This is a genomic window from Aeromonas sp. R10-1 (assembly GCF_040908465.1).
Classification (GTDB): domain Bacteria; phylum Pseudomonadota; class Gammaproteobacteria; order Enterobacterales; family Aeromonadaceae; genus Aeromonas; species Aeromonas caviae.
The window spans coordinates 326,881-339,499 of record NZ_JBFODT010000024.1 but is presented as its reverse complement, the minus strand read 5'-3'; the positions used below and the strand labels follow the sequence as shown (position 1 = coordinate 339,499).

Here is a 12,619-nt window from a genome sequence, read left to right as displayed (position 1 = left end):
GGGGAGGTCAGCCTTCGAAGGTGGCGGCGTTGAGCCGAAATGCCCTGGGATCGTCGACAAACTGGCCGGTGATCCGCTCGTCGTGCTCGTGGCCCAGGCCATAGCTGCAGAGGATGAGGCGATCCGAGGTGCGGGATCTCAGCTGGGTGATGAAGCGCACCAGATCGGCACGGCTGAGCCTGCCCACCTCCTCGCGTACCCGTTCGCGCTGATCAAAACCCAGATCCTTGTTGCCGATACTGACCCAGAGCCGCTGGCCGCGGCTGCGCAGGTTGGCATCCCGCTCGCTGAGCTGGGCCTGCAACCCCGCCTTGCTCTCCTGCCACTGCTGCTCGGTGAACTCCAGCATGGCCAGCGGGAAGAGATCGATGAACTCCTCCACCGCATCCAGCAGGATCTGCGGCCCTGCCACCGGCGACTGGATATAGAAGATGAGACCGGGATGGCGGTTGAGGGGCAGGTTGCCGGCTCCCACCACGTAACCGAGCTGCTGGCGGGTGCGCAGCTCGTGGAAGAAGGTGGATGACATGATGTGGTTGGCCAGGGTGAAGCAGGCGAGATCCCGCGCTCGGGTGGTGCGCGACTGGTAGTAGACCAGCAGCGCCGAGTCCTCGTGATCGCACCCCTGCTCGCGAATGAGGGTGCCTCTGTCCTGGATGGAGATGAGGGGGCGGCGGGTCTCGGCGCTGGGCTGGCTGTTGGCACCGAGGTGGCGCTCCAGCAGGGCCGCGAGTTCGAGGGCTTCGGCGGCCGTCCAGTCTCCGTGTACCAGGGCCTCCAGATGCACCCTGGCAAAGAGCTCGGAGACGAAGCCGGGCATCTCCCCGAGTTCGACGGTGCGCAGGTGGCGCAACAGCTGCTCGAAGGGCGGGTTGTTGGGTTGCAGCAAACTGGTGAGCTGGTTGAACAACTGGGAGATGGGGCGGGTCTTGGACTGGTTCTCCCAGTTGCGGATAAGCTGCTCCTTGATCTCGCTAAAGCGGGCCGGATCCGGATACCCCAGGGTGCGGTTGCCGAGGATCATGTCGAGCAGCAGCGGTTGCTTGTCGGCAAAGCCGCTGAGGTTGATGGTAAAGCCCCCCTGATGGGCATAAATCTGGTAGCCAAGGCCCGCGAGCTCCGCCGGGTAGGTGAGGGCGTTGAGGTGATCCGTGAGCAGTTCCACGGCCAGACGCGCCATGGCGATGTGACGCGGGCTCTTGACCGCATGTTCGCTGTCGACGGAGATATAAAGGCTGCCCTTGGGCACGCTGAACTGATGCTCGTGCAGGTGCCAGAGCCGGAAACCGGGCCTGTCGATGAGGCAGGACGGCATGTCGGCGGGCAGCGCCGGCAGACGGGCGTCGAGGCGGGTGCTGATGAAGGGGTTGGGCGCCGGCAGGTGCAGGGCGGGATCCGGTTCACTCTGCTGCCAGCGGATCTTCTCGGCCTCGCTGATGCTCTGGACGCTGTAGGGTGTCTGGTACCAGCGGGCGAGGCGATCCGTACTCACTTCCGGGGCCTGGATGGTCACCCGCAGGTTGTGGGGGGTCAGCTTGGCGAGGAAGCGCCGGATCAGCGGCTCATCGAACTCGCGCATCATGTAGTCGCCGTAGAGCAGATCGTCCGGCCCGTAGCTGAACAGGTTGAGCACGAGGCCGGAGACGGTGTCGAGGGCCCGGCCCCGCTCCTGGAAGCGGAAGGCGGATTCCAGCACGCTGCGCTTCTCCTCATAGCGCCAGGCCTGCACCCCGTCGCGCTCGATGAGCTTCAGATAGCCAAACAGAGCGGCGATGATCTCGTCCACATGCTCAAGCCCAAGGGGGGTGAGGCCAAAGCTCACGCCAAAGTCCTTGAAGTTGGCGCCGCTGATGCCGCCGCCGGCGGCGAGCTGATTGACCCAGCCTCGCCCCTTGAGCAGAGAGAGCAGGCTGCCTTCCCCCTCATAGCCGATGAGGTGGCTCAGGAAGGTGAGGGGTTTTTTGTCGTAATACTCATCCACGCACGGCAGCGGGAAGGTCAGCGCCAGCTTGCGGGTCTCCTTGACCGGGGTCAGCTGGATGCGAATGCCGAGATCATCGAGCCGATAGAGAGGATGGCTCAGTACCGGAGGGCCGAGGCGGCGATCCGGAATGGCACCAAAGAAGCGATCACACCATGTCAGCTGGGTCTCGATGGGTGCCGGTGAAAGCATGACCAGCGCCATGCGATCCGCACTGTAGTGGGTTTCGTAGAACGCAATGAGGTCCGAGCGCAGATCCCGGCCGGGGAGATCCGCCAGGGTATCGAGGTTGCCCACCGAGAATTTGGAGAAGGGGTGGTCCGGATTGACCGTCTCCTTGTGCACCTGGTAGCTGCGGCGCACATCGTCCTGCAGCTTGAGGCGGTACTCGGAGTCCACCGCGTTGCGCTCCTTGTCGACCCACTCCGGTGCAAAGGTGGGGCAGATGAAGAACTGGGAGAACCGGTCGAGCCCCGCCTCGAAGAAGCCGTTGTCGATGTCGAAGAAGAAGTTGGTGAACTCGGTACCGGTCCAGGCGTTGTTGCTGCCCCCGTGACGGCTCATGAATTGCTGGTATTCACCGGGTTTTGGGTAGGTGCGGGTACCGAGAAACAGCATATGCTCGAGGAAATGGGCCATGCCCTGGCGATCCGCAGGATCGTCGAAGTGGCCGGTATTCACCGCCAGGGAGGCGGCGGATTTGTCGGTCTCGGGATCACAGATCAGCAAGACCCTGAGCCGGTTTGCCAGCTCCAGATAGTGATACCGCCGATGGTCATTGGGACTGGCATATGGGCTCATTGGGGAGGGGCTCGCGGTGAATTTATTTGAATTTAAACATGATTATCGACCCCGCTATCTTGCGAGGCAAACCCTTTTCTGAGAGGTGGCGCAATTGTTTCCCCCGGCATGGCGGGGTAAGATTCCCCCGCTATTTAAACAGGCCCCCTGGGCGAGGTTGTAATGAAAATCTACATCATGCGTCATGGCCAGGCTGGCATGAACGCAAAGACTGATGAACAGCGTCCACTGACCGAGCAAGGCATCGAAGAGTCCATCCACATGGCGGGCTGGCTGGCTCCCCAATTGGCAGGCTCCCTGAACCTGGTGATCCACAGCAACTATCTGCGTGCCAGACAGACCTGGCAGGCCATCGCACCCGCGTTGCCCAAGGCCCTCAAGGTCGAGGAGAGCGGCGACATCACCCCCTACGGGGATCCGGCTTTCGTGGCAAGCTACCTCACGGAGCTGGCGGCGGAGCATGACAACATCCTGATGGTCAGCCACCTGCCGCTGGTGGGGTATCTGGTCCAGAGTCTCTGCCCGGCGGCAGGGGCCCCCATGTTCGCGACGTCCGGGCTGGCCTGCATCGAATGGCAAGATGGCAAAGGAGTCTTGCTCTGGCTGGAAGGACCGCATACAATACGGTAAAAGTTAATAATAAGTTACAGTTTGGTTTTTTGGGGAAGAGAGAGTCGAATTTTCCGGTTTTTTATATAAATTTAACGGAATTATTTCGCATAAGCTGCTGTCATACGGATACAACTTCAAGAGGTTGCAAACGATGAGAGTGTTCAAGAAGTACCTGCCACTGATGGTGGCAAAACATGTCAAAACCTTCTTCAAAGGGCGGATTTACATCCACGGCAGGGGGCGCTTCGATTTCCAGTCGGGCTTGCTGATGATGCCATTGCAAGCCGACATTCCCCATCGCCAGACGGTGCTCGAGGTCAATGAACTGATTTCAAGGCTCCACATGGATGCCGCCTGAGGCGCCTCAGGCTGACCCTGGTCCCTCTCATGCCCGCCCCTGTGCGGGCATGATTGTTGATGGCGCCTGGGCGCGGCGCCAACCGTTCGCGTCATGGCGCTTCTTCCTGCGTTGGCAGGCTTGCTTATCCTGATTGCCTCTCTATACTCGCGCGCAATACCCGCCTTTTTATTCTGGATATCGCAATGCCCCTTGCCTTCCTGTTTCCCTTCTCCTGCATGGCCATCTGGGCCGGCAATGGCATCGTCAGCAAGCTGGCGGTCGGGGTGTTGTCTCCTGCGGCGCTCGCCTGGTCGCGCTGGATGGTGGCGGCCCTGGTGCTGACCCCGTTTCTGGCTCACCGGGCCTGGCGCGAGCGCCGCAAGCTGCGGGCCGGTTTCTCGAAGCTGGCTGTGCTGGCCCTGCTCGGGATGGTCTTGAACCAGACCTTTGGCTATTACGCGGCCCAGACCCTGGGGGCCACCGAGATTGGCCTGATGATGGGGCTGACCCCCTTGATGACGGTACTGCTCAGCATCTGGTTGCTGCGCGAGCGGCCCACCTGGGGGGCGCTGCTGGGAGGCGCCATCTCCATTCTGGGGCTGGCGATTTTGCTGGGGCAGGGGGATCCGGCCCGGCTGCTGACCCAGGGCATCCATATCGGTTCCGTTTACATGCTGCTCTCGGCGGCCACCTATGCGCTCTACAGCGTGCTGCTCAAGCGCTGGGATCTGGGGCTGGACAACTGGTCCATGCTCTACGGTCAGGTGCTGTGCAGCCTCCTGTTCCTCACCCCCTTCTATCTGCTGGTGGACGGGCACTGGCCCGATGGCAGCGCCCTCTGGCTCATCCTCTATGCGGGGATCCCGACCTCGGCCCTCTCGCCCTGGCTCTGGATGCAGGGCATTGCCCTGCTCGGGGCGAGCCGCACCGCCATCTTCATGAACCTGTTGCCGGTGATGACGGCCGCCCTTGCCATCAGCTGGCTCGGGGAGCGGCTCACCAGCTATCACCTCATCGGTGGCGGCATGACCCTGATGGGGGTGCTGCTGGCGCAGTTGCTGGTGAGGCCCGTGACGGTGCGAAGACGCGCCCGGCTCGCGGTGGCGGGCTGTCAGGAAAAGTAGGATAAAAAAAGACCGCCCTCGAGGCGGTCTTTTTGGTTCGGTGCTCAGCGTCACTGCGCCGTCAGATAGAGATCCTTGGCATAGACCAGGTCTTGCGGGTTCTGGTAGGGGTAGCCCTTGACGTTGGGTTTGAGCAGCCGTGATTTCACGTAGAAGTAGACAGGGGCAATGGGGGCCTCCTCGTCGATCAGCACCTCGGCCTGCTGATAGAGGCGGTTGCGCTCGGCGGGGTACTTGGCGTCATGGGCCTTGGCCAGGAGGGCGTCGTACTCCTTGTTGAACCACTTGCCGCTGTTGGCGCTGCTGCTGGAGGTCATGATGTCGAGGAAGGTGGAGGCATCGTTGTAGTCTCCGTTCCAGGAGTAGCGGCTCACCCCGAAGTCACCCTCGTTCAGGGCTGACACCATGGTCTTCCACTCCATGTTGTTGAGCTCCGCCTTGACCCCCAGGTTGTGCTTCCACATGGAGGAGATGGCGAGCGCTATCTTCTTGTGCCCCTCGTTGGTGTTGTAGAGGATGTCCACCGTCAGCGGCTTGTCAGGGCCGTAACCCGCCTCGCCAAGCAGCGCCTTGGCCTGCTTGATGCGCTCTTCCTTGCTCATCAGCTCGCTGGCGGGGCGTTTGAGCTCGAAGCCGTCCACGCTCGGCGGGGTCAGGCTGAAGGCGGAGAGCTGCCCCTGTCCCAGGATCTTCTCCGTGATGGTGTCCCGGTCGATGGCAAGAGACAGTGCCTTGCGCACCCTGACGTCGTCAAAGGGTTTGCGCTGGGTGTTGAAGACGTAGTAGTAGGTGGCGAGCATGGGGGCGCTCACCAGCTCCTCCGGGCTCTGGCGCTTGATCTGCTGATACTGCTCCAGGGGATAGGTGGTGTAGTGCAGCTCGCTCGCACGATAGCGGTTGTAGGCCGCGGTATCGGAGACGATCTCCAGATAGATCACCTTGTTCAGCACGGTGTGCTCGTTGTCCCAGTAGTGGGGGTTGCGCTCGGCGATGAGGCGCTCGTTCGGGGTCCACTCCTTGAGGGCGAAGGCGCCGTTGGAGACGATGTTGGCCGGTTTGACCCACTCATGACCGAACTTCTCGATGGTGGCCTTGGGCGCCGGGAAGGTGGTGTAGTGGGAGAGGGTCTTGAGGAAGAAGGGGACCGGGTTTTTCAGGGTGATCTGCAGGGTGTAGTCATCGAGCGCCTTGATCCCCAGGGCATCCGGGCTCTGCTTGCCCTGCACCACGTCGCTGGCATTGGCGACGCCGGTCAGCTCGATGAACCAGGCGTAGTTGGAGGCGTTCTTGGGGTCCGCCGCCCGCTGCCAGCCATAGACGTAGTCCGCCGCCGTCACCGGCTCACCGTTGGACCATTTGGCATCGGGTCTGAGCTTGAAGGTGTAGACGGTGCCCGTGGCATCGAGCTCGTAGCCAAGGGCGCCCGCCGCCTGCAGCTTGCCGTTGCCATCCAGGGTATAGAGCCCCTCGAACAGATCGTTGACGACGTCGCTGCCCGCGCTCTCTTCCACCATCTGGGGATCGATGGAGGCAGGCTCGGTGCCGATGTTGCGCACTAACACTTGCTGGGCGGCTGGCAGAAGCTGGGTGCCTTCAGGCACCTGGGCGGCGAGGACGGGGAGGGTGAGCAGAGCGGCAACCGCCCCGGCGATAAGCGACTTTTTCATTGAATATCCTTATGTTTTTTTGCTTCCAAAGCGCAGCCAGTGTGCGGGATTGGGGGGCAGATCTCAAGAGGGGAGCCTCTGGCGCAACATTGCCGGGCGCCAGGGGGAGCAAGGCGGGCAGCCGCGTCGGCCCGGATGCATTCTTGTCACGAATTAACCCCCAAAAAGATGCCGGATGACACCCTTGTTTCACGCCGAAAGCCCGTGGTGGCGCGGTTTTCTGGCGATTTAAAGAACGGCTTAATTCGCTGCAAAAACAAAAAACAGGCGTTACATTGGGTTACAAAACAACGCTGCCGGGGATCGGCACTTTTTTTGCCGACACTTGCAAACGTTTTCAACGGCCAACGGAAACGATCTTAAAGGAACAAGAATGCGAAACATGATCACCATGGGCGAGTTCATCGTCAAAAAGCAGGCGGACTACCCGACCGCGACCGGCGAGCTGACCTCCTTGCTCAGCTCCATCCGCCTGGCCGCCAAGGTGGTGAACCGGGAGATCAACAAGGCGGGTCTGGCGGACATCATCGGCTCCATCGGCGCCGAAAACGTGCAGGGCGAGGTGCAGCAGAAGCTGGACGTCTATGCCAACGAGCGCTTCAAGGCGGCGCTGGAGGCCCGTGGCGAGGTGTGCGGCATGGCCTCTGAGGAGGAGGAGGACTTCGTCTCCTTCGATTCCGAGCTCTCTCGTCACTCCAAGTACGTGGTGCTGATAGACCCCCTCGACGGCTCCTCCAACATCGACGTCAACGTCTCGGTCGGGACCATCTTCTCCATCTATCGCCGGGTCAGCAAACCGGGCGCCGGGGTCACTCTGGAGGACTTCCTGCAGCCGGGTCACCGTCAGGTCGCGGCGGGCTACGTGGTCTACGGCTCCTCCACCATGCTGGTCTACACCACCGGCTTTGGGGTCAACGGCTTCACCTATGACCCCTCCATCGGCTGCTTCTGCCTCTCCCACGAGAACATCCGCATTCCGGAGGAGGGCAAGATCTACTCCATCAACGAGGGCAACTACATCAAGTTCCCGGACGGGGTGAAGAAGTACCTGAAATACTGCCAGGAGCGTGACGAGGCGACTCACAGGCCCTATACCTCCCGCTACATCGGCTCCCTGGTGTCGGATTTCCACCGCAACCTGCTCAAGGGGGGCATCTACATCTATCCGTCCGGCACCAACTCCCCGAACGGCAAGCTGCGCCTGCTCTATGAGTGCAACCCCATGGCCTTCCTGGTGGAGCAGGCCGGTGGCAAGGCGTCCGATGGCTTTGGCCGCATCATGGACATCCAGCCTACCGCTCTGCACCAGCGCACCCCCTACTTCGTCGGGTCCACCAGGATGGTGGAGCGGGCCGAGGCCTTCATGCGGGAGTTCTCCGCCCACGAGGATCCGGCCAACCAGGGCTGAGCCCGGGCCAGCGTCCCTTCGTCACGGGAGCCGTCAAGGCTCCCGTTTTTATTGGCGTGCAGGTGGGTTGAATCAGGTTGATATGCTGACGGGCTGACGGGCTGACGGGCTGACGAACTGACGAACTGACGAACTGACGAACTGACGAACTGACGAACTGACGAACTGACGAACTGACGGACTGACGGACTGACGGGCTGACGGGCTGACGGACTGACGGACTGACAGACTGACACGGCGCCTCGGTTGTCGCGGTGCAATGGCTGGTGGCCCCCTTGCCGGGATACCTGGTCTGGATACGTGGGCGGGATAAATACGGCACGGGCTATCTGTGGGGTTCGCGAGGCGCGTGGAGCCTGTCTGTTGCCCACAATCATCCCCACATCCATCTGTTTTTCAGATGGGTGATGACTCAATGTATCGCATCAGTGGATGGGTTTGGCGGTAAAATGGTGCTGCCAGGAGGGCGAACCGAGGCGTCGGGGACAAGAAGGCGGGCCGGGGGCGAGATGCCGCCCCTTGCCAGCAACGAAACGGGAGCCCTGGGGCTCCCGTTGTTGTAGGCGGCAGGTCGCGCCCTGCTGACGTCATGCTTCCCCTCAGGGGGTGGCATGGCGGGCGAGATCCGCCAGCAGGCCGTCCACCAGTTTGAGGCGCATGGCCCTGTCCTGGGTCGGTACCTGGAAGCGCAGCCGGGTCGGCCCGTCCATCTTGTAGATGCGCGGCTGCTCCGAGAGCAGCTTGACCAGATAGGCCGGGTTGACGCGGGTTTCCTGGGTGAAGTCCAGATAGCCGCCGCGCTCGCTCATCTCCACCCGGCGAATGCCCAGCGCCGTGGCGCGCTGGCGGAAGGCGGCCAGCTCCATCAGCGTCTTGGTCGGCTCCGGCAAGAGGCCGAAGCGATCGATGAGCTCCACTTTGAGCTCCCGCAGCTCCTGCTCGTCGGCGGCACTGGCGATGCGCTTGTACATGGAGAGGCGCATGTTGACGTCCGGGATGTAGTCGTCCGGGAGCAAGGCGGGCAGACGCAGCTCCACCTCGGTATGCTGGCTCATGAGCTGCTCCAGCGACGGTTCCTTGCCATGTTTGAGCGCCTCCACCGCTTGCTCCAGCATCTCCATATAGAGGGTGAAGCCCACCGATTCGATCTGGCCGCTCTGATCGTCGCCGAGCAGCTCGCCCGCGCCCCGGATCTCCAGATCGTGGGTGGCGAGCGCAAAGCCGGCACCGAGATCTTCGAGGGACGCGATGGCCTCCAGCCGCTTGGCCGCATCCTTGGTCATCAGCTTGGGATGGGGGGTGAGCAGGTAGGCATAGGCCTGGTGGTGGGAGCGACCGACCCGGCCCCGCAGCTGGTGCAGCTGGGCCAGACCGAGATGATCCGCCCGGTCCATGATGATGGTGTTGGCGCTCGGCACGTCGATGCCGGTCTCGATGATGGTGGTGCACACCAGCAGGTTGAAGCGCTGGTGGTAGAAGTCCGACATCACCCGCTCGAGCTCCCGCTCGCGCATCTGGCCGTGGGCGATGCCGATGCGCGCCTCCGGCACCAGCTCGGCAAGATCGGCGGCGCACTTCTCGATGCTCTCCACGTCGTTGTGCAGGTAGTAGACCTGGCCGCCACGCTTCAATTCCCGCAGTACCGCCTCGCGCACCACCGCAGGTTCGTGCTGGCGCACGAAGGTCTTGATGGCGAGCCGCTTGGCGGGCGGGGTGGCGATGATGGAGAGATCCCGCATGCCGGACATGGCCATGTTGAGGGTGCGGGGAATGGGGGTCGCGGTGAGGGTGAGGATATCCACGTCGGCGCGCAGCGCCTTGATCTTCTCCTTCTGGCGCACCCCGAAGCGGTGCTCCTCGTCGACGATGAGCAGCCCCAGATCCTTGAAGGTGAGCTCGGCGCCCAGCAGCTTGTGGGTGCCGATGATGATGTCCACCTTGCCCTCGGCCATCTCCTTCATCACGGCGCTCTGCTCCTTGGCGGAGCGGAAGCGGCTCAGCACCTCCACCCGCACCGGCCAGTTGGCGAAGCGGTCGCGGAAGTTGTCGTAGTGCTGCTGGGCGAGCAGGGTGGTGGGCACCAGCACGGCCACCTGCTTGCCGCCGTGCACGGCCACAAAGGCCGCCCGCATCGCCACTTCGGTCTTGCCAAAGCCCACGTCGCCGCACACCAGCCGATCCATGCTCTTGGCCTGGCACATGTCGCCGAGCACGGCGTTGATGGCATTGAGCTGATCCTCGGTCTCCTCGAACGGGAAGCTCGCGGCAAACTGGCGGTAGGCCTCCCGGTCGTGTTTGAAGGCAAAACCGTGACGGGCTGCCCGCATGGCATAGACATCCAGCAGCTCGGCCGCCACGTCCCGCACCTTTTCCGCCGCCTTGCGCCGCGCCTTGACCCAGGCCTCGCCGCCGAGCTTGTGGCTGGGCGGGTTGTCGGAGCCGGTGTAGCGGCTGATCAGGTGCAAACTGGTGACCGGCACGAACAGCTTGTCGCCGCCGGCGTATTCCAGGGTCAGAAACTCGGTGGGCAGGCCGCCTGCGTCTATGGTCTCGAGCCCCAGGTAGCGACCGACCCCGTGATCCAGGTGCACCACCGGCTGGCCCTGGGTCAGCTCGCCCAGGTTTCGGATCACCGCATCCGAGCTCAGGTTCTTGTTCTTGTCCCGCTGGCGCTTGCTGCGGATCTTGCCGCCGAGCAGCTCGGCTTCGGTGATGAGGGCAAGGGGCGTCTGGCCGGGCTCTTGCAGCAGGAAGCCCCGCTCCAGGGGACAGACCAGCAGCCCGTGGCGCGCATCGCTCACCAGGAAGGCGTCGAGGGAGGCAAACTCCCGGGGTTGCAGGTTGATCCGTGCGAGCAGATCCCCGAGCCCCTCGCGCCGCCCCTCGGACTCCACCGCAAACAGGGTGCGCCCGGCAAAGCCTTGCAGGAAGCCGTCAAGGGCCAGCAGGGGCTGCTCCTTGCTGTGGTCGAGCTGCAGATCCGGCAGGGGGGCGAGGGGCAGATCGTGCTGACCCGCTCCGCCGTCAACGGTCGCCTCCTGCAGACGCACGGCGCCATAGTCCCCGAGGGCGGCGAAGAGCTGCTCCACCGGCAGATAGATCTGCTGGGGCGGCAGCAGGGGACGGGTGTTGTCCCAGCGTCTGTCTTCATAGCGCTGGCCGATGTCGTTCCAGAAGCGCTGGGCCGCGGGGTAGATCTCCCCCACGGTGAGCAGCAGGGTGTTTTCGGGCAGGTAATCAAACAGGCTGGCGGTCTGCTGGAAGAAGAGCGGCAGGTAGTATTCAATGCCGGCGGGCCAGCGCCCCTTGCTCACCTCCTGATAGACGGAGCCCTCGGCGCGGGAGATCTCGAACTGTTCGCGATACTGGCCACGAAACAGCTCGATGGCCCCCTCGTCGGTGGGAAATTCCCGTGCGGGCAGGAGGCTCACCGACTTCACCGGCTCGCTGGAGCGCTGGGTCTCGGGGTCGAACGGGCGGATGGAGTCCACCTCGTCGTCGAAAAAATCAATGCGATAGGGGCGGCTGCTCCCCATGGGGAAGAGATCCAGCAGGGAGCCGCGGGCGGCGAATTCGCCGTGCTCCAGCACCTGTTCCACCGCCACGTAGCCCGCCTCCGCCAGACGCCCGCGCAGCTGCTGCAGGTTGAGGCGCTGGCCGCTTGTGACCATCAGGCTGTATTTGTCGAGATAAGCCTGGGGCGCCGTGCGCAGCATCAGGGTGGAGATGGGCACGATGAGCACGCCGTGGCGCATCTGCGGCAACTGGTAGAGGGTCTCGAGGCGCTGGGAGATGATGTCCTGGTGGGGAGAGAAGCTGTCGTAGGGCAGGGTCTCCCAGTCCGGGAACAGCAGCACCGGGCAATCCTGATCCGCCAGCAGGAACCCCAGTTCCTGTTCAAGGCGCAGGGCGCTCGGGGTATCGGCGGTGACCAGCAGGACGGGTCTTCGGGCTTCCCGGGTGAGGCGGGCGGCAACCAGAGCCAGGCTGCTGCCGACCAGCTGGCCGAACGTTGTCTTCTGGCCCGCTTTGGCGGGCAAGGCGGGGAGGGTCATTGGCATCATCGGAGTCTTTTACTGTTGGCGTTCTTTTGACATGGACCTGGGTTAGCGCTGACGTTCCTGGGCACGCAGCTTGAGCTGTTTCGACTGCACATGCAGGCTGGCGCGCACCAGCAGCTCCCGGTCATCCTCGCGGATGCGCACGTAGTCGAGCACCACGTGGGTGCCGTGCTCTCCGGCGTCCCGCTGCACGACCTCGCCGTAGCAGTAGACGGCGGAGGCCTCTTCCCGCAGGAAGATCTTGAGCCGCACGATCTGGTGCAGGGCGGGGGCCTCCCCGTGCCCCTGGTGGGGGTGCAGGTAGGTGAGCTGCCCGGCGCCAAAGCGCAGGGTGTGGAAGCGGTGCTCGGGGTGATCCTGGGCCGCCAGCACATAGCCCATGATCATGTCGATCTTGCGGGACTGCTGGTTGATGATCTCCACCAGATCGTGCATGGACTCGTTCTGACTGCGCAGCAACCGGCTGCTCACCAGATCGATGGAGGTAATGGCGGAGGCGATGCGAAACGGCTCGGGCAACTCGGCCTCCAGGGCCTCCAGCGTCGGCAGACGAAAGTCGGCCGGCATGGGGATCACATTGACCGGCGTGGCATGGGTGACGCTGAAGAACTGTTCCTGCATGGAG

General features: G+C 63.1%; 8 protein-coding genes. 4 read left to right on the top strand and 4 right to left on the bottom strand.

From position 1 onward, the window contains the following. Positions 1 to 7: 7 nt before the first annotated feature. Positions 8 to 2,782, bottom strand: a complete 2,775-nt coding sequence (locus AB5Y93_RS12985) for an insulinase family protein (RefSeq protein WP_368229538.1) — start codon at positions 2,780 to 2,782, stop codon at positions 8 to 10. A 162-nt stretch (positions 2,783 to 2,944) separates the two neighbouring features. Here AB5Y93_RS12985 and sixA point away from each other — a divergent pair, with 162 nt between their 5' ends. The 3 genes from sixA (at position 2,945) to AB5Y93_RS12970 (ending at position 4,858) form a co-directional block, all read left to right on the top strand. Beyond that, positions 2,945 to 3,412, top strand: coding sequence for a phosphohistidine phosphatase SixA (gene sixA / locus AB5Y93_RS12980; protein ID WP_368229536.1), 468 nt, complete (start codon positions 2,945 to 2,947; stop codon positions 3,410 to 3,412). Between the two features lie 133 nt (positions 3,413 to 3,545). Then, complete coding sequence (locus AB5Y93_RS12975) at positions 3,546 to 3,752, top strand: DUF1107 domain-containing protein (RefSeq protein WP_005324080.1); 207 nt, start codon at positions 3,546 to 3,548, stop codon at positions 3,750 to 3,752. A 185-nt stretch (positions 3,753 to 3,937) separates the two neighbouring features. Then, the gene (locus AB5Y93_RS12970) at positions 3,938 to 4,858 is read left to right on the top strand and encodes a DMT family transporter (RefSeq protein ID WP_039039040.1); all 921 of its coding nucleotides are present in this window, start codon (positions 3,938 to 3,940) and stop codon (positions 4,856 to 4,858) included. A 50-nt stretch (positions 4,859 to 4,908) separates the two neighbouring features. On the opposite strand, the gene AB5Y93_RS12965 is transcribed toward AB5Y93_RS12970, so the two are convergent. Next, positions 4,909 to 6,525, bottom strand: a complete 1,617-nt coding sequence (locus tag AB5Y93_RS12965; RefSeq protein WP_368229534.1) for a peptide ABC transporter substrate-binding protein — start codon at positions 6,523 to 6,525, stop codon at positions 4,909 to 4,911. A 373-nt stretch (positions 6,526 to 6,898) separates the two neighbouring features. Between AB5Y93_RS12965 and fbp the strand changes: the two genes are divergently transcribed. After that, positions 6,899 to 7,933, top strand: coding sequence for a class 1 fructose-bisphosphatase (gene fbp / locus AB5Y93_RS12960; protein WP_029314452.1), 1,035 nt, complete (start codon positions 6,899 to 6,901; stop codon positions 7,931 to 7,933). 599 nt (positions 7,934 to 8,532) lie between these two features. On the opposite strand, the gene mfd is transcribed toward fbp, so the two are convergent. Together mfd and AB5Y93_RS12950 are read right to left on the bottom strand one after the other, a co-directional pair. Continuing rightward, positions 8,533 to 11,997: a transcription-repair coupling factor gene (gene mfd / locus AB5Y93_RS12955; RefSeq protein WP_270807389.1), complete on the bottom strand. Its 3,465-nt coding sequence runs from the start codon at positions 11,995 to 11,997 to the stop codon at positions 8,533 to 8,535. A 42-nt stretch (positions 11,998 to 12,039) separates the two neighbouring features. Then, positions 12,040 to 12,615 carry a PilZ domain-containing protein gene (locus tag AB5Y93_RS12950; RefSeq protein ID WP_042863798.1) on the bottom strand — a complete coding sequence of 192 codons (576 nt, stop codon included), beginning with the start codon at positions 12,613 to 12,615 and terminating at the stop codon, positions 12,040 to 12,042. Positions 12,616 to 12,619 lie beyond the last annotated feature (4 nt).

Coding starts and splice junctions, on each gene's coding strand:
- AB5Y93_RS12985 (WP_368229538.1), bottom strand. CDS start 2,782: ATGAGCCCATATGCCAGTCCCAATGACCATCGGCGGTATCACTATCTG.
- sixA (WP_368229536.1), top strand. CDS start 2,945: ATGAAAATCTACATCATGCGTCATGGCCAGGCTGGCATGAACGCAAAG.
- AB5Y93_RS12975 (WP_005324080.1), top strand. CDS start 3,546: ATGAGAGTGTTCAAGAAGTACCTGCCACTGATGGTGGCAAAACATGTC.
- AB5Y93_RS12970 (WP_039039040.1), top strand. CDS start 3,938: ATGCCCCTTGCCTTCCTGTTTCCCTTCTCCTGCATGGCCATCTGGGCC.
- AB5Y93_RS12965 (WP_368229534.1), bottom strand. CDS start 6,525: ATGAAAAAGTCGCTTATCGCCGGGGCGGTTGCCGCTCTGCTCACCCTC.
- fbp (WP_029314452.1), top strand. CDS start 6,899: ATGCGAAACATGATCACCATGGGCGAGTTCATCGTCAAAAAGCAGGCG.
- mfd (WP_270807389.1), bottom strand. CDS start 11,997: ATGATGCCAATGACCCTCCCCGCCTTGCCCGCCAAAGCGGGCCAGAAG.
- AB5Y93_RS12950 (WP_042863798.1), bottom strand. CDS start 12,615: ATGCAGGAACAGTTCTTCAGCGTCACCCATGCCACGCCGGTCAATGTG.